General features: G+C 72.7%; 27 protein-coding genes and 1 riboswitch. Of the genes, 25 read left to right on the top strand and 2 right to left on the bottom strand.

What is annotated here, in order from left to right; translation table 11 throughout:
• Window positions 1–5 precede the first annotated feature (5 nt).
• From gmk to hisG, 25 genes are all read left to right on the top strand, one after another.
• Window positions 6–608: a guanylate kinase gene (gmk, locus tag CUT39_RS05070; protein WP_100444885.1), complete on the top strand. Its 603-nt coding sequence runs from the start codon at window positions 6–8 to the stop codon at window positions 606–608.
• Window positions 609–638: 30 nt separating this feature from the next.
• Window positions 639–911 carry a DNA-directed RNA polymerase subunit omega gene (gene rpoZ / locus CUT39_RS05065; RefSeq protein WP_100444884.1) on the top strand — a complete coding sequence of 91 codons (273 nt, stop codon included), beginning with the start codon at window positions 639–641 and terminating at the stop codon, window positions 909–911.
• 10 nt (window positions 912–921) lie between these two features.
• Complete coding sequence (coaBC, locus tag CUT39_RS05060) at window positions 922–2,112, top strand: bifunctional phosphopantothenoylcysteine decarboxylase/phosphopantothenate--cysteine ligase CoaBC (protein ID WP_100444883.1); 1,191 nt, start codon at window positions 922–924, stop codon at window positions 2,110–2,112.
• Between the two features lie 118 nt (window positions 2,113–2,230).
• A complete protein-coding gene (gene metK / locus CUT39_RS05055) occupies window positions 2,231–3,424 on the top strand; it encodes a methionine adenosyltransferase (protein ID WP_100444882.1) in 1,194 nt (397 codons plus the stop codon).
• A gap of 65 nt (window positions 3,425–3,489) precedes the next feature.
• On the top strand, window positions 3,490–5,379 hold the full coding sequence (locus CUT39_RS05050) for a primosomal protein N' (RefSeq protein WP_100445003.1): 1,890 nt from the start codon (window positions 3,490–3,492) through the stop codon (window positions 5,377–5,379).
• A gap of 65 nt (window positions 5,380–5,444) precedes the next feature.
• The gene (locus CUT39_RS05045) at window positions 5,445–6,203 is read left to right on the top strand and encodes a DUF72 domain-containing protein (RefSeq protein ID WP_100444881.1); all 759 of its coding nucleotides are present in this window, start codon (window positions 5,445–5,447) and stop codon (window positions 6,201–6,203) included.
• A 68-nt stretch (window positions 6,204–6,271) separates the two neighbouring features.
• Entirely contained in the window at window positions 6,272–6,745 is a 474-nt protein-coding gene (locus CUT39_RS05040) for a VOC family protein (RefSeq protein ID WP_100444880.1), read from the top strand.
• A gap of 73 nt (window positions 6,746–6,818) precedes the next feature.
• Window positions 6,819–8,078, top strand: coding sequence for a sensor histidine kinase (locus CUT39_RS05035; protein WP_100444879.1), 1,260 nt, complete (start codon window positions 6,819–6,821; stop codon window positions 8,076–8,078).
• On the top strand, window positions 8,044–8,682 hold the full coding sequence (locus tag CUT39_RS05030) for a response regulator (RefSeq protein WP_100444878.1): 639 nt from the start codon (window positions 8,044–8,046) through the stop codon (window positions 8,680–8,682). The genes CUT39_RS05035 and CUT39_RS05030 overlap by 35 nt, the downstream gene beginning before the upstream one ends.
• 90 nt (window positions 8,683–8,772) lie before the next feature.
• The gene (locus CUT39_RS05025) at window positions 8,773–9,138 is read left to right on the top strand and encodes a GntR family transcriptional regulator (RefSeq protein ID WP_100444877.1); all 366 of its coding nucleotides are present in this window, start codon (window positions 8,773–8,775) and stop codon (window positions 9,136–9,138) included.
• Window positions 9,135–10,013, top strand: a complete 879-nt coding sequence (locus CUT39_RS05020; RefSeq protein WP_100444876.1) for an ATP-binding cassette domain-containing protein — start codon at window positions 9,135–9,137, stop codon at window positions 10,011–10,013. The genes CUT39_RS05025 and CUT39_RS05020 overlap by 4 nt, the downstream gene beginning before the upstream one ends.
• Window positions 10,014–10,016: 3 nt before the next feature.
• Entirely contained in the window at window positions 10,017–10,769 is a 753-nt protein-coding gene (locus CUT39_RS05015; RefSeq protein WP_100444875.1) for a hypothetical protein, read from the top strand.
• On the top strand, window positions 10,769–11,449 hold the full coding sequence (locus CUT39_RS05010; RefSeq protein WP_157930487.1) for a hypothetical protein: 681 nt from the start codon (window positions 10,769–10,771) through the stop codon (window positions 11,447–11,449). Before CUT39_RS05015 ends, CUT39_RS05010 begins: the two co-directional genes overlap by 1 nt.
• 214 nt (window positions 11,450–11,663) lie before the next feature.
• Window positions 11,664–12,215: a peptide deformylase gene (gene def / locus CUT39_RS05005; protein ID WP_100444873.1), complete on the top strand. Its 552-nt coding sequence runs from the start codon at window positions 11,664–11,666 to the stop codon at window positions 12,213–12,215.
• A gap of 18 nt (window positions 12,216–12,233) precedes the next feature.
• Window positions 12,234–12,794, top strand: coding sequence for a peptide deformylase (gene def / locus CUT39_RS05000; protein WP_100444872.1), 561 nt, complete (start codon window positions 12,234–12,236; stop codon window positions 12,792–12,794).
• On the top strand, window positions 12,791–13,714 hold the full coding sequence (gene fmt, locus CUT39_RS04995; protein WP_100444871.1) for a methionyl-tRNA formyltransferase: 924 nt from the start codon (window positions 12,791–12,793) through the stop codon (window positions 13,712–13,714). Before def (CUT39_RS05000) ends, fmt begins: the two co-directional genes overlap by 4 nt.
• Window positions 13,711–15,015: an RsmB/NOP family class I SAM-dependent RNA methyltransferase gene (locus CUT39_RS04990; RefSeq protein ID WP_100444870.1), complete on the top strand. Its 1,305-nt coding sequence runs from the start codon at window positions 13,711–13,713 to the stop codon at window positions 15,013–15,015. The genes fmt and CUT39_RS04990 overlap by 4 nt, the downstream gene beginning before the upstream one ends.
• 126 nt (window positions 15,016–15,141) lie before the next feature.
• Complete coding sequence (locus CUT39_RS04985; protein ID WP_100444869.1) at window positions 15,142–16,506, top strand: glycoside hydrolase family 6 protein; 1,365 nt, start codon at window positions 15,142–15,144, stop codon at window positions 16,504–16,506.
• A 73-nt stretch (window positions 16,507–16,579) separates the two neighbouring features.
• The gene (gene rpe, locus CUT39_RS04980) at window positions 16,580–17,257 is read left to right on the top strand and encodes a ribulose-phosphate 3-epimerase (RefSeq protein ID WP_100445002.1); all 678 of its coding nucleotides are present in this window, start codon (window positions 16,580–16,582) and stop codon (window positions 17,255–17,257) included.
• Between the two features lie 7 nt (window positions 17,258–17,264).
• On the top strand, window positions 17,265–18,257 hold the full coding sequence (locus CUT39_RS04975; RefSeq protein ID WP_100444868.1) for a response regulator: 993 nt from the start codon (window positions 17,265–17,267) through the stop codon (window positions 18,255–18,257).
• Between the two features lie 61 nt (window positions 18,258–18,318).
• Window positions 18,319–18,460: riboswitch (FMN riboswitch) on the top strand.
• Window positions 18,461–18,545: 85 nt separating this feature from the next.
• Window positions 18,546–19,136 (top strand): riboflavin synthase, encoded by a 591-nt coding sequence (locus CUT39_RS04970; RefSeq protein WP_100444867.1) that lies wholly within the window; start codon window positions 18,546–18,548, stop codon window positions 19,134–19,136.
• Window positions 19,133–20,380, top strand: a complete 1,248-nt coding sequence (locus CUT39_RS04965; protein ID WP_100444866.1) for a bifunctional 3,4-dihydroxy-2-butanone-4-phosphate synthase/GTP cyclohydrolase II — start codon at window positions 19,133–19,135, stop codon at window positions 20,378–20,380. Before CUT39_RS04970 ends, CUT39_RS04965 begins: the two co-directional genes overlap by 4 nt.
• Window position 20,381: 1 nt before the next feature.
• Window positions 20,382–20,891, top strand: a complete 510-nt coding sequence (ribH, locus tag CUT39_RS04960; protein WP_100444865.1) for a 6,7-dimethyl-8-ribityllumazine synthase — start codon at window positions 20,382–20,384, stop codon at window positions 20,889–20,891.
• An 11-nt stretch (window positions 20,892–20,902) separates the two neighbouring features.
• Entirely contained in the window at window positions 20,903–21,166 is a 264-nt protein-coding gene (locus CUT39_RS04955) for a phosphoribosyl-ATP diphosphatase (protein WP_100444864.1), read from the top strand.
• 31 nt (window positions 21,167–21,197) lie between these two features.
• Window positions 21,198–22,043: an ATP phosphoribosyltransferase gene (hisG, locus tag CUT39_RS04950; RefSeq protein WP_100444863.1), complete on the top strand. Its 846-nt coding sequence runs from the start codon at window positions 21,198–21,200 to the stop codon at window positions 22,041–22,043.
• Between the two features lies 1 nt (window position 22,044).
• Here hisG and CUT39_RS04945 read toward each other — a convergent pair whose 3' ends face one another.
• Together CUT39_RS04945 and CUT39_RS04940 are read right to left on the bottom strand one after the other, a co-directional pair.
• Complete coding sequence (locus CUT39_RS04945; RefSeq protein ID WP_100444862.1) at window positions 22,045–23,490, bottom strand: PH domain-containing protein; 1,446 nt, start codon at window positions 23,488–23,490, stop codon at window positions 22,045–22,047.
• Window positions 23,487–24,038, bottom strand: a complete 552-nt coding sequence (locus CUT39_RS04940) for a PH domain-containing protein (protein ID WP_198586892.1) — start codon at window positions 24,036–24,038, stop codon at window positions 23,487–23,489. The genes CUT39_RS04945 and CUT39_RS04940 overlap by 4 nt, the downstream gene beginning before the upstream one ends.
• Window position 24,039 lies beyond the last annotated feature (1 nt).

Genomic DNA, 24,039 nt, shown 5'->3' with positions numbered 1-24,039 from the left:
GTCGAGTGAGCATCGATCCGTTGCACGCCGCTCCCGCTCAGCGCCTTACGGTCCTCTCCGGCCCCTCCGGCGTCGGCAAGGGCAGCGTGAAGGCCCTCATCCAGGAGTACTACCCGTGGGTCTGGCTCTCCGTGAGCTGTACGACCCGCCAGCCGCGCCCGGGTGAGGTCGACGGCGCCGACTACCACTTCGTGTCGACCGAGCGATTCGAATCGATGATCGCCGCGGGGGAGTTCCTCGAATGGGCCTCCTACGCAGGGAACCTGTACGGAACCCCTCGCGGCGCCGTCGAAGAGCGGCTGCGCGCCGGCCTCCCGGCACTGCTGGAGATCGAACTCCAGGGAGCCCGCCAGGTGCGCCGCAGCATGCCGGAGTCGCAACTGGTCTTCCTGGCCCCGCCGTCGTGGGACGAACTGGTCCGCCGCCTCACCGGCCGCGGCACCGAGGACGAGACCACGGTCCGGCGGCGGCTCGACACCGCGCGCGAGGAGCTCGGAGCCGAACCGGAGTTCGACCACACCGTCACGAACGTATCGATCGAACAGGCCGCCTCCGAACTGGTAGAATTGCTCGGCTCTCCGGCCGTCGTCAAGTCCGGAGCCCGCTGAGGACCACAAGTCGCACACGAAGGAATCAATTTGTCTGGGACCGCCGCCGATCCCGTCGGCATCACCAATCCGCCGATCGACGACCTGCTCGAGAAGAGCCAGTCGAAATACCAGCTCGTGATCTACGCGGCCAAGCGCGCCCGCCAGATCAACGCCTACTACTCGCAGTTGGGCGAGGGCCTGCTGGAGTACGTCGGCCCGCTGGTGGAGACCACTCCCGAGGAGAAGCCGCTGTCGATCGCCCTGCGCGAGCTCGACAAGGGCCTGCTCGAGACGAAGGCCTTCGACGACACCGAGGCCTGAGGCTCCGGGATTGAACATCGTCCTGGGCGTCGCGGGCGGCATCGCCGCCTACAAGGCCTGCACGCTGCTGCGCCTCCTCCAAGAGGTCGGCCACGACGTGACGGTCGTGCCGACCGAGGCGGCGCTCGAATTCGTCGCCGAAGCCACCTGGGAGGCCCTGTCGGGCCACCCGGTGGCCTCCGGCGTGTTCACCGACGTCCCCGACGTCCGGCACGTCAGGCTCGGCCGCGAGGCCGATCTGGTGGCCGTCGTCCCGGCCACGGCCGACCTGCTTTCGCGGGCCGCGACCGGCCGCGCCGACGACCTGCTGACCAGCACGCTCCTCACCGCCGCCTGCCCGGTCGTCTTCGCTCCGGCGATGCACACCGAGATGTGGCGGCACCCGGCCACGCGCGCGAACGTCGCCACCCTCCGCGAGCGGGGCGCCCACGTGGTCGAGCCCGACTCGGGGCGGCTGACCGGCACCGACACCGGGCCCGGCCGCCTGCCCGAACCCGAATCGCTGCTGGCGCTCCTCAGCGGCTTCCTGACATCCCCGGCCCGCGACCTGGTCGGCCGCCGGGTCCTGGTGACCGCCGGCGGCACCCGCGAGCCGATCGATCCGGTGCGCTTCATCGGCAACCACTCCTCGGGCCGCCAGGGCATCGCGCTCGCCGCCGCCGCGGCCGCCCGCGGTGCCCGGGTCACGCTCGTGGCCGCCCACGTCGACACCGCCCTGCCGGCCGGGGTCGAGGTGAAGCGCGCCGGAACGACCGGTGAACTCTTCGAGGCCACCGTCGCGGCCGCGCGCGAGGCCGACGCCGCCGTCCTCGCCGCCGCCCCCGCCGACTTCCGCCCCCGGGAGGCGGCCGCGCGGAAGCTCAAGCGCGAAAGCGACTTCGAGCTGCCGCTGACCTCGACCGACGACATCGCCGCCGCGGTCGGCCAAGCCAAAGGGGACGATCAGGTGTTGGTGGTCTTCGCGGCCGAGACCGGCGGCGGACCCGAACGCGCCCAGGCCAAACGGAAGGCCAAGGGCGCCGACCTGGTGGTGCTCAACGACGTCTCCGGCGGCGCCGTGTTCGGTTCCGAGGAGAACTCGGTCACCGTGCTCGACGAGCACGGCCGGGTCGACGCGCTCGACCGCGCCGGCAAGGCGGCGGTGGCCGATGCCATCTGGGACGCCGTCGCCGCACGTCTCCCGCACCGTGGACGCGCGTGACACCGGTGCGGCGCCGCGTGCCGACTTGGTGGGATGATCGTCAGCGAATAGACTTGCGAGCTGCGAAGTCAGTCGAGTACTGCGCCGTTCTGCGGCGTGATGAGTGTTGAGGAGTGCCGTGGCACGTCGCCTGTTCACCTCGGAGTCGGTCACCGAGGGCCACCCCGACAAGATCGCCGATCAGATCTCGGACGGGATCCTGGACGCCCTGCTGGCGGAGGACCCCCGCAGCCGTGTGGCGGTCGAGACGCTCATCACCACCGGGCAGGTGCACGTGGCCGGCGAGGTCACCACCGCCGCCTACGCCGACATCCCCCGCATCGTGCGCGACACGATCCTCGAGATCGGCTACGACTCCTCCAAGAAGGGCTTCGACGGGGCCTCGTGCGGGGTGAACGTCTCCATCGGCGGCCAGAGCCCCGACATCGCCCAGGGCGTCGACAAGGCATGGGAATCGCGTGTGGACAGCACCGAGCTCGACGAGCTCGACGGCCAAGGCGCCGGCGACCAGGGCCTGATGTTCGGATACGCGTGCCGGGAGACCCCCGAGCTGATGCCGCTGCCGATCGCCTTGGCGCACCGGCTCTCCCAGCGGCTCACCGAGGTCCGCAAGGACGGGACCGTGCCGTACCTGCGGCCCGACGGCAAGACCCAGGTGACGGTCGAATACGACGGGCAGGAGCCCGTGCGCCTGGGCAACGTGGTCGTCTCCAGCCAGCACGCCCCCGACATCTCGCTGGACTCGCTGCTCGCGCCCGACGTGGCCGAGCACGTCATCCAGCCGGTCGTGGCCGGCCTCGACCTTGACGTCGAGGACTACGAGCTGCTGGTCAACCCCACCGGCCGCTTCGAGATCGGCGGCCCGATGGGCGACGCCGGGCTCACCGGCCGCAAGATCATCGTCGACACCTACGGCGGCTACGCCCGCCACGGCGGCGGCGCCTTCAGCGGCAAGGACCCCTCGAAGGTCGACCGCTCGGCGACCTACGCCGCCCGCTGGGTGGCCAAGAACGTGGTCGCCGCCGGCCTGGCCGAGCGCTGCGAGGTGCAGGTGGCCTACGCGATCGGGAAGGCCAAGCCGGTGAGCGTCGCGGTCGACCCGCAGGGCACCGCGTCGATCGACCCGGCCCGGATCGAGCGGGCGGTGCGCGAGGTCTTCGACCTGCGGCCGGCGGCCATCATCCGGGACCTGGACCTGGTCCGCCCGATCTACTCCCGGACCGCCGCCTACGGGCACTTCGGGCGCGAGCTGCCGGAGTTCACCTGGGAGTCCACCGGCCGCGCCGCCGCGCTCAAGGAGGCGGCCAACTAGGCGGCGTCGGCGCCACCTGGTAGAACTGCCCTATGTCAGCGTCCCCGGCGATCGCGGCGGTCTGCATCGACCAGCCGCTGCCGCAGTTGGACCGCCTCTTCGACTACCGGATCCCCGAGGACCTGGTCGGCCGGGTGCGGCCCGGCTGCCGGGTCCGGGTCCGGTTCGGTCGGCGCAAACTCTCCGGCCACGTCATCGACCTCAAGCGCACCAGCGACTTCGAGGGCAAACTCCTGTGGATCTCGGACCTGGTCTCGCCCGAACCGGTCCTCACCGGCGAGGTCGCCCGCCTGGCCCGGGCGGTGGCCGACCGCTACGCCGGCACGCTCGCCGACGTGCTGCGACTGGCCGTCCCCGAGCGCCGGGGTCGCGTCGAGGGCGAGCCGCGAGGCGAGCCGCGCCCGGTCGAGGCGCCCGCAGAGGCTCATTGGAATAGATATATCGCGGGCGAGGCATTCCTCCGGGCGCTCCGCGCCCGCAAGGCCCCGAAGGCGGTCTGGAACGCGCTGCCGGGCGAAGACTGGCCCGCGCGGCTCGCCGAGGCGGCCGCGGCTTGCGCCGCCGAAGGCCGCGGCGCGGTGCTGGTGGTGCCCGACCAGGCCGACCTCGACCGCCTGGACGCCGCCCTGGCGGCCCGGCTCGGACCCGACCGCCACGTGACCCTCTCGGCCCAGTTGGGCCCCACCAAGCGGTACCGGGCCTTCCTGAAGGCCGCCCGCGGGACCGTCCGGGTCGTGGCCGGCACCCGGGCCGCCGCGTTCGCGCCGGTCGAGCGCCTCGGCCTGGTGGCGATCTGGGACGACGGGGACGCCTCCCATGTGGACCGCCACGCTCCCTATCCGCACGCCCGCGAAGTACTGCTGACCCGGGCCGGGCTCGCCGATTCGGCCTGCCTGGTCGCCGGGCATGCCAGGACCCCGCAGGCGCAGTTGCTGGTCGACGCCGAGTGGGCGATCCCGATCACGGCCTCCCGCAAGGAGATCCGAGCGGCGGTTCCGCGGATCGTACCGGTGGGGGACGACTCCGACGTGGCCCGCGACCCGTCCGGCGGCACCGCGCGCCTGCCCACCGTCGCCTGGGAGGCGGCGAAGGCCGCGCTCGACCGGGACCGGCCGGTGCTGGTCCAGGTGCCCCGGCGCGGCTACGTCCCGGCCGTCTCCTGCCAGCGCTGCCGCACCAGGGCCGTATGCCCCGAATGCTCGGGGCCGCTGCGGCTCACCGGCGCGATGCGGGCGCCGGTCTGCGGCTGGTGCGGCGCGGCCGCCGGCGACTACCGGTGCCGCGAGTGCGGCTCGGGACGGGTGCGCGCCCGGGTCATCGGCGCCGAGCGCACCGCCGAGGAGCTCGCGCGGGCCTTCGGCGGTGTCGAGGTGGCCGAGTCCACCGGTCCCGAGCGCCTGGACCGCTCGCCGCCGGGCCGCGCGGTGGTGGTGGCGACTCCGGGGGTCGAGCCGCGGGCGCCCGAGGGCTACGGCGCGGTGCTGCTGCTCGACGCCTGGGCCCTGCTGACCCGGGCCGATCTGACCGCCTCCGAGGAGGCGCTGCGGCGCTGGATGAACGCGGTGGCGCTCGCCCGGCCCGACGGCACGGCGGTCGTGGTCGCCGACGGGGGACTGGCGGTGGTGCAGGCGCTGATGCGCTGGGACCCGGCGTGGTTCGCCGCTCGGGAACTGGCCGAGCGGTCGGAGCTGGGTTTCCCGCCGGCGGTGCGGATGGCGGCGCTGAGCGGCCCGAACGGCGCGCCGGAGAAGCTGGCGGCCGACCTTCCGGCGGACCTGGGCGTCGAGGCGCTGGGGCCGATCCCGGTCGACGAGTGCAGCGAGCGGCTCCTGCTCCGGGTGCGGCGCCGGGACGGCCCGGCACTCGCTGGCGCCTTGGCGCGGGCGAACGCCGAACGCGCCGGCGCCAAGGCCGATCCGGTCCGCGTCCAGGTCGACCCGAGGGAGATCGCGTAGGCGCGGCGGCAGGCCGCCGCCGGTCGGCCGGGATTGAACGCGCCGTTTGCGGCAACCCCCGTTCCATGGCGGTACTCGTGGGGACCTCCGGGTGGCAGTATCGGGACTGGCGCGGCGTGCTCTATCCCGAGCGCCTCGCCCAGCGCCGCTGGCTCGAGCACTACGGGCGGCGGTTCGCCACCGTGGAGAACAACGGCACGTTCTACCGGCTGCCCAAGGCCGAGACCTTCGATTCCTGGCGGTCGCAACTGCCCGAGGGCTTCTCCATGGCGATCAAGGCCAGCCGCTTCCTCACCCACATCAAGCGGCTCCGCGATCCCGCCGAGCCGGTCGAGCGGCTGATGGACGTCGCGCGCCGGCTCGGCGACCGGCTGGGCCCGGTCCTGATGCAGTTGCCTCCGAACCTGAAGGCCGACCCCGGACTCCTCGCCGACTGCCTCGACCTCTTCCCCTCGGAGGTCCGGGTCGCCGTCGAGCCGCGGGACCGGTCCTGGTGGACCGACGAGGTCGCCTCCGTCCTTTCCGACCACGATGCCGCCCTGTGCTGGGCCGACACCCGCAGCCGCACGGAGACGCCGCTGTGGCGCACCGCCTCCTGGGGCTACCTGCGGCTGCACGAGGGCACCGCCGACCCGGCTCCCGAATACGGCGACCGGGCCCTCCGGTCCTGGTGCGAGCGGCTGAACCGCACGTGGGGCGAGCGCGAGGACGTCCACGTCTACTTCAACAACGACTCCGGCGGCGCCGCCGTCCGCAACGCCTTCCGGTTCGCCGAACTCATGCGCCGCACGGGGGCCGAAGTCGTTTCGGCGCAGAACCGATGATTTTCCGCGCGCCGATTCGTCTCAACTGATGCGATCGGAACACCATTCCACGGCAGAGAGGCGAAACCATGCAGAAGATCGTCACGAACATCTGGTACGACACGGACGCCGAGGAGGCCGCCGAGTTCTACTGCTCGCTGTTCAAGGACGCCCGGATCACCGACGTCCAGAAGTACACCGAGGCCGGCCCGGGCGAGCCCGGCAGCACGCTCCTGGTGGAGTTCGAGCTGTCCGGGCAGCAGTTCATCGGCATCAACGGCGGCGGCGAGTTCCAGCACACCCACGCGATGTCGCTCCAGGTCAACTGCGAGGACCAGGCCGAGGTCGACCGCGTCTGGCAGGCGATCCTCGACGGCGGCGGCCGGGAGATCCAGTGCGGCTGGATCGCCGACAAGTGGGGCGTCAACTGGCAGGTCGTTCCGGTCGAGGTCCAGGAGCTGCTCAAGGGCGACTCCGAGGCCGTCTCCCGCGCTACCAGGGCCATGTTCGAGATGAAGAAGATCGACGTCCGGGCCATGCGCAAGGCCTACGACGGCCGGTGATCCCCCGGCCGGGGGAGGCCGGTGCCGCTCCAGGGGGAGCGCACCGGCGGCCTCCGGTTGGCACAATGACCGCATGCGTCTGCTCGCCCCGCTCTGGTCCCGGGCCACCTACCGCGGGTGGATCTGGCTGATCATGGGCGGGGCCCTGATGATGCCCTTCATGCTGGTCGGGTCCCTGTTCAGCGACTGGGCTCGCACCGATCCGGGCCCCGGCATGGGCGGTGTGGTGGACCCGCTGGTGTACCTGGGGGTGCTGCCACTGGTCGCGGCCGTCTCGTTGCTGCTGCCCGACCGCGAGGTCGAGCGGACCGCCGCCCGGCGCCTGCTCGGAGCCGACTTCGAGCCGCCCGCCGACGACGCGTCCTGGAACACCCGCTGGCGCACCGGCTGCTGGTTCACCCTCCACGCCGCCGTCGGCGGCCTCCTGTCGGGCGTGACCCTCGCCCTGGTGCCGTACGCCGGCTACCTGGTCTTCGTCGGGGTCGCCGGCGAGGGACCGATGGCGCCTCTCCCGGACGACTGGTCGCCCCGCTGGGGCCTGCTGCTCGGCCCGCTGGCGCTGGTCGCCCTGATCGCGGTCGTGGCGGCCTCGACCGCGGGACTGCGGCGGCTCGCCCCGCGCCTGCTGGGCACCGGCGCCACCGACCGCCTCGCCCGCCTCCGCGCCGAGTCCGCCCGCCTGACCGCGCGCAACCGGATCGCCCGCGAGCTGCACGACTCGGTCGGCCACGCCCTGTCGGTGGTGGTGGTCCAGTCCGGGGCGGCGGCCCGCCTGATCGAGACCGATCCGGCGTTCGCGGCCCGGGCCATGGGCGCGGTGGGGGAGACCGCCCGGGGCGCGCTGGCCGAGCTCGACACCGTCATCGGGGCCCTGCGCGAGGACGGTGACCGGCGGCGCGGTCCCCGGCCCGATCTGGCCGACCTGGAGTCGCTCGCGGCCGAGAGCGGCGTCGAGGCCGAGGTGCGGATCACCGGCGATCTGCGCGAGGTGAGCGGCCTGGCCTCCCGCGAGGCCTACCGGATCGTCCAGGAGGCGCTGACCAACGTGCTGCGCCACGCCGACGAGCCGCGCGCGGTCATCGCCGTCGAGGTCGGCGACCGCCTGGCCCGCATCGCCGTCGAAAGCCCGTCGGCCCGGCCCGGCCGGGCCGGACGCGGCGGCCGCGGTCTGATCGGAATGCGCGAGCGCGCGGCCGTACTCGGCGGCACGGTCGAACACGGCCGCGAGGACGGCCGCTGGGTCGTCCGAGCCGCCGTCCCGCTGGAAACCACCGACGGCTCGACGGGGAGGGCGGCCGATGGCGGCACCGCTGCGCATAGCGCTGATCGATGACGAGGAGCTGATCCGCTCCGGATTCGGCGCCGTCATCGGCGCCGAGGACGACCTGGCGGTGACCGCAGAGGGCGCCGACGGGGTCGACGCGGTCAACATCGCCCGCTCGGGCAAGGCCGACGTGCTGCTGATGGACGTGCGCATGCCCACCGTGGACGGCATCGAGGCCACCGAGCGGATCGTCTCCGGCATGGAGGAGCCGCCGAAGATCCTGGTGGTCACCACCTTCGACAACGACGACTACGTCTGGCGGGCCCTGCGCGCCGGGGCCGACGGCTTCCTGCTCAAGCGCACCAAGGTCGAGGACCTGCTGTCGGCGGTCCGGCTGGTGTCCCGCACCGATGCGCTGCTGTTCCCCGAGGCCGTCCGGCGCCTGGCCGCCTCCCGCGCGCCGGACCCGCCGGCGGGCATCGGCGATCTGAGCGAGCGGGAGCGCGAAGTGCTGGTGCTGGCCGCGCGGGGCCTGTCCAACGGCGAGATCGCCGCGCGGCTCTTCCTCGGCCGCGAGACGGTCAAGACCCATTTGAGCGGCGTCTACTCCAAGCTGGCGGTGCGCGACCGCACCCAGGCGGTCATCGCCGCCTACGACGCCGGCCTGGTGTGAGCCCGCGGGGTGGACGCCACCGGCTCCCATCGTGCTATGGTTCATTACTCAACTAATGAACCCCTAGACCGATGAACCAAAGGAGGCGAGATGTTCGATGAGGGCACGCCCATCTATCGGCAGATCGCCGACCAGATCAAGGCCGAGATCCTCAACGGATCGCTCGAACCGGGAGGAAAGGTCATGTCGACGAACCAGTACGCGGCGTTCTACCGGATCAACCCGGCCACCGCGCAGAAGGCGTTCCGGGACCTGGTCGACGAAGGCGTCCTCTACAAGCAGCGCGGCCTCGGCATGTACGTCGCCGACGACGCCCGGGAACGGCTCGCCGCCGACTTCCGCGAGCGGTTCTTCGACGAGGTGCTCCGGCCCCTGATCCACGAGGCCCGCCAGGTCGGCATCTCGGTCCCCGACATCATCCGCTACCTCGAAGCCCAGGAAGGCACCCTGCGATGAGCTTCTCCGTCAGCCTCCGGGGCGTGACCCTCAAATACCGCGCCACCGAAGCCCTCTCCGACATCGACCTCGACCTCGAGGCCGGCAAGATCTACGGCCTGCTCGGCCGCAACGGCGCCGGCAAGACCACCCTCCTCAGCCTCCTGGCGGCCTTCCGCCGGCCCACCGCCGGCGAGGTCCGCGTGGACGGGCGGCCGGTCTGGGAGAACGCCGAGGTCGTCTCCCGCGTGGCCCTGGTCCGCGAGGGCGGCGACTTCGACGATTCCGAGAACGTCAGATCCGCCCTCGAGACCGGCGAGCTGCGCCCGAGCTTCGACCTCGACTACGCCCTGAGGCTCGCCGACGAGTTCGAACTGCCGCTGAAGACCAAGGTCCGCGAACTCTCCCGCGGCAAGCGCTCGGTCCTGGCCGCCGTCTCCGGCCTGGCCGCCCGCGCCGAGCTGACCATGTTCGACGAGGTCCACCTCGGCATGGACGCGCCCACCCGCGACCGCTTCTACAGCGAGCTGCTGGCCGACTACATGGAGCGGCCCCGGACGGTGATCCTCTCCACGCACCTGATCGACGAGGTCGCCAACTACCTCGAAGAGGTCGTCATCGTCGACCGCGGGCGCCTCCTGCGCCACGACCCCCTCGAAGCCCTACAGGGCATGGGCGCCGCGCTCACCGGCCCGGCCGAGGCGGTCGACGACGCCGTCGCCGGGCTCGAGACCCTCGCCGAGCAGCGGCTCGGCGGCACCAAGAGCGTCACCGTCGCCGGCGCCCTCGACGCCGGGCGCCGCGAGCGCGCGGCCGCGGCCGGCGTAGAGATCGGACCGGTCGGCCTCCAAGACCTGTTCATCCACCTGACCGACCCCGAACGGACGGGAGCCTGACCCATGCCCGACCGCAATGTGACCCTCGGCAACCGCCGCTACGGCTTCGGCGTGAGCCTGTTCACCGAAGGCATGAGGTACTTCGCCTTCTGGATCGTGGCCGCGATCGTCCTGGCCGCCCTCGCGCCGATCGTCGTCGCGCAGTTCCGGTCGATCGAGATCTCGGCCTGGTACTTCCCCGCCCACGCCGGCAAGTTCTTCACCGCCGTCATCGCCGGCGTCTTCCTGTTCCCGATGCTTCCGGTCTGCATCGCCGCCGGCCTCACCCGCCGCGAACTGGCGACCGCGATGAAGGTGCTCGGGCTGCTGTGGTCGGGCGCGCTCGGGGCGCTGGCGGTCGCCCTCTTCCTCGCCGAGCACGCGATGTACCGCGCCTTCGGCTGGACCCACGCCATCGAGCAGGGCCCGGTCGACCGCCCCTTCGAGTCGTTCGGCGCCGTCCTCGAGCACAGCGCGTGGCTCCCGCTGACGTACCTGCTCTACTTCGTCGGCGGCGCCCTCATCGGGGTCGCCTCCTACCGCTGGGACCTCGGCTGGCTCATCATCGTCCCGGTGGTCCCGACCGTCCTGTTCCTGCAATCGGCGATCGACCGCACCGAAGTGTGGGGTCCGGACTGGTTCAAACGGGCCACCGAACCGGCCTACGAATGGGGCGTCGCCCCGGCGCTGATCGCGACCGTGGCCGCCATCGTCGTGGGCGCCTGGGCCGCCCGCCGCATCCTCCTCGACACCCCGATCCGAGCGAAGCAGGCATGATGAGCTCGCAGCTCCGACTCCGCAAGTACCGTCTCGCCGCCCGGCTCTCGGTCGACCTGGCCGCCGGCATCGGCCTGCTGACCGTCCTGGCGCTGGCCGCGCTGCTGCTGGTGTCGGCGGCGACCGGGGCCCCGACGGCGAGCCTGGTGCTGTTCCTGCTGCCCTGGATCGTCCTCGCCGTCGGCTGGGTCTACCTGCTCAAGTCCTTCCCCGTGGCGGTGTCCCGCGGCGTCACCCGGCGGGAGACCCTGGCGGCCCACGGACTGTTCGGCCTCGCGGTCGCGGTCGCCGCGGCGCTGCTGTCGCATGCCGGGGTGCTCGCGCAGGAGCTCGTCCTCGCCGAGACCATGCCGTACTTCTACGGCAAGGGCGGGCTCGATTCGCTGACGCGACCGCTGCTCTACTTCGCCGTCGGCGCGCTGCTGGCCGCCATCATGCTGCGGACCGGCAGGCGCCCGTACGGGGGCGTGTTCGTGGGCCTGGTGGTGTTCTTCGTGCTCGCCCGGCAGATTCCGCTCTCGATCCTCGGGGCCGAGGCGGGGTCCGAAGGGGTAGCGATCTTCACCTTCCCGGCGACGCACGCCTCGCTCACGCTGGTCGATCTGGCGCTGGCCGGCTCGTCCGCCGCCCTCGCCTGGGCGCTGCTGGCCCGCGCCCCGCTCGAGCCGAAGGAGGCCTGAACCGTGGGCGTGCTGGGAGCCGACGTGCCGCTGGCGGTGACCGTGCTGGCCTCCTGCGCCGCGGCCTGCGCGGTCGCGGCTCTGCTCCTGGTCTCCGAGACCGGCGACGGGTCCGGGCGGTCGCGCGCCACAACCCGCCCCGACCCCCCACGCCCCAATCGAGGCGAGTGCGACACTGGAGAACGGCCGTCGCAAGCATCGAAAGGGCAGCACATTGACGATCCAGCCGATCCGCATCTACGGCGACCCGGTCCTGCGCACCGCGGCCGATGAGGTCGACACCTTCGACAAGGAACTGCGGACGCTCGTCAAGGACCTGCTGGACACCATGCGCGACCAGGGCGGCGCCGGACTCGCCGCCCCCCAGTTGGGCATCGGCAAGCGCGTGTTCGCCTTCGACGTGGACGACGTGGTCGGCCACATCGTCAACCCGGTGCTCGAATTCCCCGACGAGGAGGAGCAGGACGGCCCCGAAGGCTGCCTGTCCCTGCCGGGCCTGTACTTCGACACCGTCCGCCGCCAGAACGTGATCGCCAAGGGCTTCAACGAATACGGCGACCCGCTCCAGATCGTCGGCACCGGCCTGATGGCCCGCTGCCTCCAGCACGAGACCGACCACCTCGACGGCATCGTGTTCATCGACCGGCTCGACGCCGAGCGGCGCAAGGCCGCCATGGCCGAGATCCGGGCCCAGGACTGGTATAACGACGACGTCAAGGTGAAAGTCTCACCCCACGACAACCGGGGCGTGTTCTTCAAATCCTGACCGGGAAGTAGGCCAGAGTTGCCCATCCAGCCAGTGCGTCTGTACGGCGATCCGGTGCTGCGCACCGGCGCCGCCGCGGTCACCGAGTTCGGCGACGACCTGCGCCGCCTCATCGACGACCTCCACGACACCCTCGACGACCAGCGCGGCGCCGGTCTGGCGGCCCCGCAGATCGGGGTCGGCCTGCGCGTGTTCGTCTACGACGTCGACGGCCGCCGCGGCCACATGGTCAACCCCGTCCTGGAGCTGCCCGACGAGGCGACCCAGGACGACGAGCTCGAAGGCTGCCTCTCGCTGCCCGGCGGCATGTACTACACCACCCCCCGCCGCCTGCGGGCCGTCTGCCGGGGACGCGACCTGCGCGGCGAGCCGGTCGAGGTCCGCGGCGAGGGCTTCATGGCCCGCTGCCTCCAGCACGAGACCGACCACCTCGACGGGCGCCTGTTCATCGACCGGCTCGACGCCGCCGACCGCCGCCGGATGCTCGCCGATCTCGAGCTGCAGGACTGGTACGGGGCCGGACGCACCAGCGTCCACACCGCGAACGACCAGAGCAAAGGTGTGTTCTTCAAACAATGAGGGTTCTGTTCGCCGGCACGCCCGAGGTGGCGCTGCCGACCCTGGAGGCGCTGCACGCCTCCGACCACGAGGTGGTCGCCGTGCTCACCCGCCCCGACGCCCGCGTCGGCCGCGGCCGCAGGATGTCCCGCTCGCCGGTGGCCGCCTGGGCCGACGAGCACGGCATCGAAGCGCTCACCCCGTCCAAGCCGCGCGAGGAGGCGTTCCTGGAGCGCCTTCGCGAGCTGGAGGTCGAACTGGTCCCGGTCGTCGCCTACGGCGCCCTCGTCCCGCCCGAGGCGCTGGCGGTCCCGCCCCTGGGGTGGATCAACCTCCACTTCTCGCTGCTGCCAGCCTGGCGCGGCGCCGCACCGGTCCAGCACGCCGTCCTCGCCGGCGACGAGATGACCGGCGCCTGCGTCTTCCGGCTCGAACCGGGCCTGGACACCGGGCCGGTCTACGGGCGCCTGACCGAGCCGATCGGGCCGGCCGACACCGCCGGCGACCTGCTCGGCCGTCTCGCCGGGGCCGGGTCGCGGCTGATGGTCGACGTGGTCGACGGAATCGCCGCCGGTGCGCTGGCGGCCGAGCCGCAACCGGCCGACGGGGTCTCGTACGCGCCCAAGATCACCGCCGCCGACGCCCGGGTGCGGTGGGGCGACCCGGCCTTCGCGGTCGACCGGCGGATCCGGGCGGTCACCCCGGTCCCGGGGGCCTGGACCGAGCACGACGGCGCCCGGCTGCGGCTCGGACCGGTCACCGTCGATCCGGCCGGGCCCGATCTGGAGCCGGGGCGGGTCGCGGTCGGCAAACGGGCCGTCCATGTCGGCACGGCCACCGATCCGGTGCTGCTGGGGCGGGTACAGCCGGCGGGAAAGCAGCGCATGGACGCCGCCGCCTGGGGCCGCGGCCTCCAGACCGCCGAGACTCGGCTCTCATGACCAGGCCGAATCCGCGCCACGTCGCCTTCGAGGCCATCCGCGCCGTCAGCGCCGACGACGCGTACGCCAATCTGGTCCTGCCGCAACTGCTGAAGGCGACCGGGCTCGACGCCCGCGACGCGCGCCTGGCGACCGAGCTGACCTACGGGACCCTGCGCAGCCTCGGCACGCTGGAGTCGATCCTGGCGGCCGCTTCGGGGCGCGATCTCGACGCCCTCCAGGTCGACCTGGTCGACGCGCTCTGCCTGGGCGCCTACCAGCTCCTGTACACCCGCGTCCCCACCCACGCGGCGGTGGCGACCACGGTCAGCCTCGTCAAGGCGGCCGTCAGTCCTCGTGTGTCGGGGATCACCAACGCCGTGCTCCGCAAGGTCGCCGCCCGGGACCTCGAGGGCTGGCTCGACCGGCTCTCCACCGGCGACCGCATCGGCGACCTCGCCCTGCGCCACGCCCACCCGAGGTGGATCGTCGAGGAGCTCGACTCGATCCTCGGCCCCGGCGAACTGCCGGAGGCGCTCGCGGCCGACAACGTCGCCCCGCCGGTGCACCTGTGCGCCAAGCCCGGCCGGATCGACCGCCGTGAACTGGCGCGGCTGACCGGCGCCGAGCCCGGGCGCTGGTCGCCGTACGCGGTCTACCTCGGCGGCGGTGACCCGGGACGGGTCAAACCGGTCGCCACCGGCCGGGCGAGCGTCCAGGACGAGGGCAGCCAGCTCGTCGCCACCGCCTTGGCGAACGCTCCCATCGAGGGGCGAGACACCGCCTGGATCGACCTGTGCGCCGGCCCCGGCGGCAAGGCCGCACTGCTGGGCGCGCTCGCGGCCCAGCGCGGAGCCGCCGTCGACGCGGTCGAGGTCGCCCCCCACCGCGCCGAACTGGTCACCAAGGCCGCCAAGGGATTGCCGGTGACCGTGCACGTCGCCGACGGGCTGGGCTTCGGCGAGCCCGGCAGCGCCGACCGCGTCCTGGTGGACGCCCCCTGCTCCGGGCTGGGCGCGCTGCGCCGCCGCCCCGAGGCGCGCTGGCGCCGGAGCCGGTCCGACGTGGAGGACCTGGCGGTCCTGCAGCGCCGCCTGCTCGACCGGGCGGTCCGGCTCGTCCGGCCCGGCGGGCTGGTCGCCTACGTGACCTGCTCCCCGGTCACCGCCGAGACCGTCGACGTCGTCGGTGGCGCCGAAGGGGTGGAAGTCGTTGCGCCGCAATTGATCCCCGATTCCCGGCGTGGCGAGTACGCCCAGTTGTGGCCCCACCGCCACGGCACCGACGCGATGTTCCTGGCGCTGCTGCGCCGTACCTCCTGAAGGGCGGAAAGCGACAATGCGTCCGCCCCCCTGTCGACAATTCCGAGTGGGATCGCTACCATCAATACATCGATGAACGTGAATTCACCGACCTCGCCGGTGGAGTCGACCACGAAGGAGCAATCCATGAAACGCAAACGGAGACTCACCGCGATCGCCGCGGCGGCGGGCGCGGCGGCCGTCGCCGGGGCCACCGCGATCGCGTTGGCGCCGGGCGCCTCGGCCCAGGGCGAGGCCCTGTGGACCAACCCCTCCACGCAGGCGGCCGACTGGGTGGCCCAGAACCCGGGCGACTGGCGCGCCGACCTGATCGACGAGCGGATCGCCCAGACCCCCGCGGGCACCTGGTTCGCCGAGCACAACCCGGGGGAGGTCCAGGGACAGGTCGCCGACATCGTCTCGCAGTCGGGCGGTGAGGCGCCGATCATGGTCGTCTACAACATCCCCGACCGCGACTGCGGCGGCGCCTCCAGCGGCGGCGCACCCAGCCACAGCGCCTACCGCGACTGGATCGACCAGTTCGCCGCGGGCCTGTCCGGCGCGGCCTACATCGTGGTCGAACCGGACACCCTCCCGCACGAGTGCGCCGACCCGAGCCAGCGCAACCAGTCGCTGACCTACGCGGTCCAGACGCTCAAGGCCGCCTCCTCCCAGGCCCACGTCTACCTGGACGTCGGCCACTCCGCCTGGCTGAGCCCCGGAGAGGCCGCCAGCCGCCTGCAGTCGGCCGGCCTCCAGTCCGCGGACGGGTTCGCGCTGAACACCTCGAACTACCGGTCCACCGACGAGGCGGTCGGCTACGCGCACGACATCCAGAACATCGTCGGCTCGGACAAGGCCGCGGTGATCGACACCAGCCGCAACGGCAACGGACCCGCTCCCGACGACGAGTGGTGCGACCCGTCCGGCCGGGCCATCGGCGAGCACCCGACCACCAACACCGGCGTGAACGGCATCGACGCCTACCTGTGGACCAAGCTCCCCGGCGAGGCCGACGGCTGCGCCGGCAGCGCCGGGCAGTTCATCGCCGACCTGGCCTACGAGCTGGCCGACGCGGCCGGTCCCGACTGGCCCGGCGACGTCGACGACCCGCCGACCAGTGACGACCCGACCAGCGATGACCCCACGAGCGACGACCCGACCAGTGACGACCCCACCAGCGACGACCCGACCACCGACCCGCCGAACACCGGCGACGGTGACTGCTCGGCCGAGATCGAGGTCGTCAACGACTGGGGCTCGGGCTGGCAGGGCGACGTGCGCGTCACCGCCGGCGACGCCGCGATCGACGGCTGGACGCTGACCTGGACCTGGCCGGGCGGCCAGTCCATCAGCAGCTCCTGGAACGCCGACATCAACGAGAGCGGGTCGAGCGTGACCGCCTCCGACATCGGCTGGAACGGCTCGATCGCCGCCGGCCAGACCACGAACGCCTTCGGGTTCATCGGCAGCGGCTCCAGCGCCACCCCGGCGGTGGAGTGCTCCGCCTGACCCGGAGCTCACTACCCAGCAGGTGTCCGGCCTGTGCCGCAGTGGCGGGTCCTACACTGTCCGTGTGGTACCGATCGAAGCGGCACAGGCCGACACCGTAATCGCTCCGAGCCTGCTGGCGGCCGACTTCGCGCGCCTCGCCGAGGCGGCCTCGTCGGTCGCCGGCGCCGTCGACTGGCTCCACGTCGACGTGATGGACAACCACTTCGTCCCCAACCTCACCATCGGGCCCCCGGTCGTCAAGTCCCTCAAGGCCGCCACCGACGTCCCCCTCGACTGCCACCTGATGATCGAAGACCCCGAGCGGTGGGCGGTCGGCTACGCCGAACTGGGCGCGCACAACGTCACCTTCCACGCCGAAGCCAGCGCCGACCCGGTCACCCTCGCCAAGCGCCTCCGCGCCGCCGGCTCGGGCGCCGGACTCGCGATCGACCGCGACACCCCCGTCGAGGACTACCTCGACATCCTGCCCGAATTCGACACGCTGCTCATCATGACCATCAAGGCCGGCTTCGGCGGCCAGGAGTTCCTGCCCGAGCTCCTCGACAAGGTCCGCACCGCCCGGCGCCGCGCCGAAACCGGCCACCTGCACCTGCGCATCGAGGTCGACGGCGGTATAGCCGAGGACACCATCGGCGCCGCCGCCGAGGCCGGCGCCGACGCCTTCGTCGCCGGAACCGCCGTCTTCGGCGCCTCCGACCCCGCCGCCGCCTGCCGCCGCCTGCGCGAACGCGCCGCCGCATCCCGATGAGCCCGCCATGCCCCCCTCCAGCCCCCCGGACCTGGTCCTCATAGCCGATTCCGACCCCGAGCTGTCCGAGTTCCTGGCCGCCAAGCTCCGCGCCGACGGCTTCGACACCGCGCTGGCCCGCGACGGCTACCAGGCGCTGGCCGGGATCGCGCTGCGCCGCCCCGTCATCGTGATGCTGGAGGCCGGTCTGCCGTTCATCGACGGGCTGGCCCTGACCCGGCAGCTCCGGGCCGACCCGGCCACCGCGAGCCTGCCGATCATCCTGCTGTGCGCCCGGCCGACCTCGGCTGACACGATCGCCGGGCTCAAGGCCGGCGCCGACGACTACGTCGCCAAGCCCTTCGACCCCGCCGAGGTCTCGGCCCGGGTCGGCGCCGCCATCCGGCGCCACCGCGAGATCCGCGAGGCCTCGCCCCTGACCGGGATGCCCGGCAACGACCGCATCCTGCGCGAGCTCACCTCCTGGATCAAACGCGGCGACCCGTTCGCCTTGTGCTACATCGACATCGACAAGTTCAAGGCCGTCAACGACGTCTACGGCTTCGTCCGGGGCGACGAATTCATCAAGGGGCTGGCCGAATGCGTCTACCTGGCCGTCGGCGACGCGGGGGCCGCGCCGGTGTTCCTCGGCCACGTCGGCGGCGACGACTTCACCGTCCTGTGCGTCCCCGAGCACGCGCGCCCGGTCACCGAGCACCTCAACGGCCACTTCGGCCTCCGCGTGCGCCGACTGTGCGACCCGGCCGACGTCGAACGCGGCTACATCGCCCACGCCGACCGCGCCTCGGGGCGCATGACCCGCTCGCGCCTGCCCACCCTCTCGGTCGGGGTGGCGCTGTCGACCTACAAGCGCTTCGGCGACGCCTACGAGGCCGTCGCCGAGGCCACCGCCCTCAAGAGCATCGCCAAGTCCCACTCCGGCTCCTACGTCGCCTTCCCCGACGGCCGGGCACCCGGCGCCAAGCGGCGCCCGGTGTTCTGGCCGAGGACCGGTGAATGAGATGGTTGTCACGGAATAGAGACCGGTCGTTGAGGCCGTGGCACAATTCTTAGTACGAAACGCGCGTCAGCGGGGTCGGTGCAATTCCGAACCGGCGGTGAGCGGCATCAGCCGCAAGTCCGCGACCCGTCCGCAGCCAGCGGGCGGTGGACCCGGTGCAAATCCGGGACCGACGGTGAGAGTCCGGATGGGAGCAGACGCGAGCGGGAGGCCGCACCAGGCCTCTGCGCACTTTCCCTCTCCCCGCCTGCGTGCACTGGAAACCGCACCAGGTAGGGGGTCCCACCCGTGTTCACCGGAATCGTCGAAGAACTCGGCGAAGTCGTCGAGGCCGACCGTTCGAGCCTGTCGGTCCGCGGTCCGCTCGTCACCTCCGACGCCGCCCTCGGCGACTCGATCGCCGTCAACGGCGTCTGCCTCACCGTCGTAGCGGTCCACGGCGACGTCTTCACCGCCGACGTCATGGCCGAGACCCGCCGCCGCACCGCCCTCGGCGGACTCGAAGCCGGCGACCCGGTCAACCTCGAGCGCGCCGCCACCCTCGCCACCCGCCTCGGCGGACACCTCGTGCAGGGCCACGTCGACGGCGTCGGCCTCCTGCTCAAGCGCGAGCCGGCGGCCGAATGGGAGGAGGCCACCTTCCGGCTGCCGGACGGCCTGGCCAAGTACGTGGTGGAGAAGGGCTCGATCACCCTCGACGGCACCGCCCTGACCGTCGCCGCCGTCGACGGCGACGAGTTCTCCGTCGGCCTCATCCCCGCCACGCTCGAGGCGACCACCCTGGGCCGCAAACGGGCGGGCGAACCGGTCCACATCGAAGTCGACGTGACCGCCAAACACATCGAGAAGCTTCTGGCAAGTGAGGGGACCGCGCGATGAGCGAAATCCGACTGGACAGCATCGAGTCGGCGATCGCCGACATCGCCGAGGGCCGACCCGTGGTCGTGGCCGACGACGTCGACCGCGAGAACGAGGGCGACCTCGTCTTCGCCGCCGAGGACGCCACCCCCGAGCTGCTCGCCTTCACCATCCGCCACACCGGCGGCTACGTCTGCGCGGCCATGCCCGCCTCGACCGCCGACCGGCTCGACCTGCCCCCGGCCCACCACACCAACCAGGACCACAAGGGCACCGCCTTCACCGTCTCGGTCGACGCCCGCGCGGGCGTCACCACCGGCATCTCCGCCGCCGACCGCGCCCGCACCATCCGCGCCCTCGGCGACCGCACCACCGCCGCGCACGACCTCAACCGGCCCGGCCACGTGGTCCCCTTGCGCGCCCGCGACGGCGGCGTCCTCGTCCGCCGCGGCCACACCGAGGCCACCGTCGACCTCGCCTACCTCGCCGGCAGGGAACCGGTCGGCGCCCTCAGCGAGCTGATGAACGACGACGGCACCATGATGCGGCTGCCCGAACTCAGGGCCTTCGCCGACGAGCACGACCTCCGGCTCATTACCGTCGCCGACCTCGCCGCCTGGCGGCGGCGCCACGAGATCCACATCGAACGCGAGGCCGAGGCCCGCCTGCCGATGGAGGCCGGCGAATTCACCGCCGTCGGCTACCGGGCCGTGTTCGACGGCAACGAGCACGTCGCCCTCGTCAAGGGCGACCTCGGCGACGGCCGCGACGTGCTGGTCCGCATCCACTCCGAATGCCTCACCGGCGACGCCTTCGGGTCACTGCGCTGCGACTGCGGGCCGCAGCTCCAGGCCGCCCTGCGCGAGGTCGAGGCCGAGGGCCGCGGCGTGGTCCTGTACATGCGCGGCCACGAGGGGCGCGGCATCGGCCTGGTCCACAAGCTCCAGGCCTACCAGCTCCAGGACCGCGGCCGCGACACCGTCGACGCCAACCTCGAACTCGGCCTGCCCGCCGACGCCCGCGACTGGGCCATCGGGGCGCAGATCCTCACCGACCTCGGCGTCAAGTCGATGCGCCTGCTCACCAACAACCCCGACAAGCGCGTCGGCATCGAGGGCCACGGCCTCGAGGTGATCGACCGCGTCGCCCTGCCGGCCCAGGTCACGCCCGACAACCTCGCGTACCTGACCACCAAGCGCGACCGCATGGGCCACCTGCTCGAGGGATTGCCCGCCCCGCTGCTCCCGGCAGGGGAGGCCGCCTGACATGGCCGGACACGGAGCACCCGCCACCCGCGCCCCCGACGCCTCGGGCCTGACGGTCGGCATCGTCGCCACCGAATGGAACGCCGAGATCGTCGGCCGGATGCTGGAGCGGGCCCGCGACGCCGCCGCCGACGCCGGGTGCGCCGAGCCGACCGTCATACGCGTGGCCGGGGCCGTCGAACTGCCGGTCGCCGCCCAGGCGCTGGCCCGGCGGCACGACGCCGTGGCCGCGCTCGGCACCGTCATCCGCGGCGGCACCGCGCACTTCGACTACGTGTGCAAGTCGGTGACCGAAGGGCTCACGCGCGTCGCCCTCGACGAGTCGACCCCGGTCGCGCAGGGCGTGCTGACCGTCGACGACCTCGACCAGGCGATCGCGCGCGCCGGGTTCCCCGACTCGACCGAGGATAAGGGCTACGAGGCGGTCGTGGCCGCCCTCGGGGCGGCGCTGGCGGTCCGCTCGCTCACCTCCGGGACCCGCCAGGGGGGATCCGGCGCCGGGCCCACGTAGAATCGCCTGCCGTGAAGACCTTCGAGCAGCTCTACGCCGAACTCGCCGAGAAAGCGGTCACCCGCCCCGAGGGCTCGGGAACCGTCGCCGCCCTCGATGCGGGCGTCCATGCCATCGGCAAGAAGATCGTGGAGGAAGCCGCCGAGGTCTGGATGGCGGCCGAGCACGAGTCGGACGACGCCGCCGCAGAGGAGATCTCGCAGTTGCTGTACCACCTGCAGGTCATGATGATCGCCCGCGGCATCGGCCTCGACGACGTCTACAAGCACCTCTAGCCCGTCCGCACTCCGAAAGGCCCGAACGCCAATGCTCCGCATCGCCGTGCCCAACAAGGGCTCGCTGTCCCAAGGCTCGATCGACATGCTCGCCGAGGCCGGATACCGTCAGCGCCGGACGAGCCGCGACCTCCAGATCGCCGACGCCGACAACGACGTCGAGTTCTTCTACCTGCGCCCCGGCGACATCGCCACCTACGTCGCCTCCGGTGACCTCGACCTCGGCATCACCGGCCGCGACCTGGCGATCGACTCCGGTGCCGAGGTCGAGGAGTTCCTCGCCCTCGGTTTCGGGCGCTCGACCTTCCGCTACGCCGCCCGCCCGGGCACCGTCGACGCCGTCGCCGGGCTCGAGGGGCGCCGCATCGCCACCTCCTACCCGGGCGTGGTCCGGCGCGACCTGGACTCCCGGGGGATCGACGCCGAGATCATCAAGCTCGCCGGCGCGGTCGAGAACGCCATCGCCCTCGGCGTGGCCGACGCGATCGCCGACGTGGTCGAGACCGGCACCACGCTCAAGCAGGCCGGCCTGGCCGTCTTCGGCGAGCCGCTGATGCGTTCGGAGGCCGTCCTGGTCCGCAAGAGCGGCAACGGCGACACGACCGTCCTCGACCAGCTCCTGCGGCGCCTCCGGGGCGTGCTGGTGGCCCGCTCCTACGTCATGCTCGCCTACGATGTGCGCGCCGAGATCCTGGAGCAGGCCGTGGAGCTCACCCCCGGCATCGAGTCGCCGACGGTCTCCCCGCTGCATCGGGAAGGCTGGGTCGCGGTCCAGTCGATGACCGAGCGCGCGGGCCTGCACCGGGTCATGGACGCGCTCTACGACCTCGGTGCCCGCGGCATCCTGGCCTCGAACATCGACGCCTGCCGGCTGTAGCTCAGCTCAGCCGCGGCGCCTCCCGGGCCGCGGCCGCATCGGCCCGCACCCGCAGCTCGGCGGCGATCGCGACCGCCTCGGCGGCGTCCCGGTGGACAGCGGCCGCGTCGTGCGCGGCGCTCCCGGCGATCCGGGCCCGGACCGTCGCCAGCCCCTGCAGCCGCTGCAGCGGCCCCTGCGTGACCTCGACCTGCTGGATGCGGGCGTACGGCACCGCGACGGTGGTGGTCTTCATCAGGCCGTACCGGACCGAGAAGACGTCCTCGCCGAGCCCGGCCCCCCTGATCTTCCAGGTGAAGGGGGTGCGCCAGCGGGCCCGCCGCGGGGGGCGGCGCAGCACCGCGGCGAGTTCGCGCCACTCGAGCTGCGGCATGGCGGTGCCGGCGACGTGCTCCGACTCGGCGACGCTGCCGACCGGGAGCAGGTCGCCGCCGTCGGCGCCCTGCGTGCCCTGCTGGGCGATGGAGGCGGTCGAGACCCGGACCCGGCGCCACCGCTTGAGCCGCCACATCACCGGCAGTTCCACGCTGACGGCCGTGACCCGGCTCAGCGGCACGATGTTGCTGTGCTTCTCGGTGACGCCGCGCTCGACGCGCAGGCGCCGGTCGGCCCGGGACAGCGTGAAGTTCCAGTTGCGCAGGATCGAGGTGACCATCTGGATGATCGACCCGGCCAGGCCGAACAGGATCGGGACGGCTCCGAACCGCCACAGGTTCACCTCGGCGTCGGCCGAGTCGAGCATCCAGGTCAGCAGGGCCAGCGCGCCGATCATGACCGCGAAGACCAGCAGGGTCGGCGGCAGGTACTCCAGGACCGCGCCGGCGATCAGGCGCCGGCCGCCGACCCGGGCGATCGGGGTCCCGGCCTCGGGTTCGGGCTCGTCCGGCTCCTCGGCCGCCCGGCCGCGCCCGGCGACGGCCAGCAGCTCTTTGCGGAACGCGTGGGCCTCGCCGAGCTTGAGGTAGGACAGGGGCGCCTCGGTCTCGTTCGCCCCGGCCACCTCGATGCGCAGTTCGGCCAGGCCGAAGATCCGGGCCCGGATCGGCTGGGCCACCTCGATGCCCTGGAGCCGCTCGAGCGGCAGGGTCCGGCTCTTTCGGATGAGGACGCCCTCGGTGATCTGCAGCTCCCCGCCGACCACGCGGTAGCCGGTGTACAGCCAGGACAACAGGCCGCTGAACGCGCCGAACACGCCGGCGAAGACGGCGATGGCCACGCCGAAAGCCGCGTTCTCCCGGATGTACATCTGCCACGAGGAGGCCAGGACGACCGCGATCAGCAGCCGGAAGCTCTCCAGCAGCGGCGTGAGCGGGTGGAGGCGGCGCTTGGGGATCTCCACCGGGGCGGCCGGTGCCGGCCCGATGGGCGCCGGCGCCATGGCGGGCGCGGGCCACTGGTCCGGTGCCGCCTGCGGGGACGGACGGTCGGGCGGCTGCGCGTCGCTCACAGGCCCTCCCGCACCTCGGCCGCGCGCGCCGACAGCCGGTCGCGCAGCCCCTTGGCGACGGTCGGCTCGAGTCCGGGGATCTCGGTGCCGGCTCCGAGCGCGGCGGTGCGGACCTGCACGGTGGTGAGCCCGAAGGCCCGCTCGATCGGCCCGGCCTTCAAGTCCACGAGCTGGATCCGCCCGTAAGGGACGATGCTGAGCTCGCGGAACAGCAGCCCGTGCTTGACCAGCAGGTCCTTGTCGCGCTCGGCGAAGCCCCAGGCGCGGACGGCGCGGACGATGACCCAGGAGCGGATCGCGGCCAGCGCCGCGGCGGTCCCGAAGGCGACCGCGACGCCGGGCGGGCCCAGCCACAGGACCAGCGGCAGCAGCGCTACCACCGCCAGGATCACCAGGCGGATGGTCATGCCCAGCAGCCTGACCGTGCGCAGGTCGGGTGCCATCGGCTGCCAGTCGAGGTCGGTCGGCCACTGGTCCCAGACCTGGCCGGTGGAGCGTTCACGGCGCTTCGGGCGGCGGGGATCGGGCGGGCGGGAACGCGGTGTCATG

This window comes from Glycomyces xiaoerkulensis (genome assembly GCF_002798405.1).
Classification (GTDB): domain Bacteria; phylum Actinomycetota; class Actinomycetes; order Mycobacteriales; family Micromonosporaceae; genus Glycomyces; species Glycomyces xiaoerkulensis.
This window is presented reverse-complemented; position numbering and strand designations above follow the sequence as displayed.

Excerpts from the sequence above, each read along its gene's own strand:
- CUT39_RS05015 (WP_100444875.1), top strand. The coding sequence starts at position 10,017 with ATGCCCGACCGCAATGTGACCCTCGGCAACCGCCGCTACGGCTTCGGC.
- CUT39_RS05025 (WP_100444877.1), top strand. The coding sequence starts at position 8,773 with ATGTTCGATGAGGGCACGCCCATCTATCGGCAGATCGCCGACCAGATC.
- CUT39_RS05010 (WP_157930487.1), top strand. The coding sequence starts at position 10,769 with ATGAGCTCGCAGCTCCGACTCCGCAAGTACCGTCTCGCCGCCCGGCTC.
- CUT39_RS04965 (WP_100444866.1), top strand. The coding sequence starts at position 19,133 with ATGAGCGAAATCCGACTGGACAGCATCGAGTCGGCGATCGCCGACATC.
- fmt (WP_100444871.1), top strand. The coding sequence starts at position 12,791 with ATGAGGGTTCTGTTCGCCGGCACGCCCGAGGTGGCGCTGCCGACCCTG.
- hisG (WP_100444863.1), top strand. The coding sequence starts at position 21,198 with ATGCTCCGCATCGCCGTGCCCAACAAGGGCTCGCTGTCCCAAGGCTCG.
- CUT39_RS05030 (WP_100444878.1), top strand. The coding sequence starts at position 8,044 with ATGGCGGCACCGCTGCGCATAGCGCTGATCGATGACGAGGAGCTGATC.
- CUT39_RS05045 (WP_100444881.1), top strand. The coding sequence starts at position 5,445 with ATGGCGGTACTCGTGGGGACCTCCGGGTGGCAGTATCGGGACTGGCGC.
- CUT39_RS05020 (WP_100444876.1), top strand. The coding sequence starts at position 9,135 with ATGAGCTTCTCCGTCAGCCTCCGGGGCGTGACCCTCAAATACCGCGCC.
- CUT39_RS04985 (WP_100444869.1), top strand. The coding sequence starts at position 15,142 with ATGAAACGCAAACGGAGACTCACCGCGATCGCCGCGGCGGCGGGCGCG.
- ribH (WP_100444865.1), top strand. The coding sequence starts at position 20,382 with ATGGCCGGACACGGAGCACCCGCCACCCGCGCCCCCGACGCCTCGGGC.
- CUT39_RS04990 (WP_100444870.1), top strand. The coding sequence starts at position 13,711 with ATGACCAGGCCGAATCCGCGCCACGTCGCCTTCGAGGCCATCCGCGCC.
- CUT39_RS04940 (WP_198586892.1), bottom strand. The coding sequence starts at position 24,038 with ATGACACCGCGTTCCCGCCCGCCCGATCCCCGCCGCCCGAAGCGCCGT.
- CUT39_RS04975 (WP_100444868.1), top strand. The coding sequence starts at position 17,265 with ATGCCCCCCTCCAGCCCCCCGGACCTGGTCCTCATAGCCGATTCCGAC.
- CUT39_RS05040 (WP_100444880.1), top strand. The coding sequence starts at position 6,272 with ATGCAGAAGATCGTCACGAACATCTGGTACGACACGGACGCCGAGGAG.
- CUT39_RS05035 (WP_100444879.1), top strand. The coding sequence starts at position 6,819 with ATGCGTCTGCTCGCCCCGCTCTGGTCCCGGGCCACCTACCGCGGGTGG.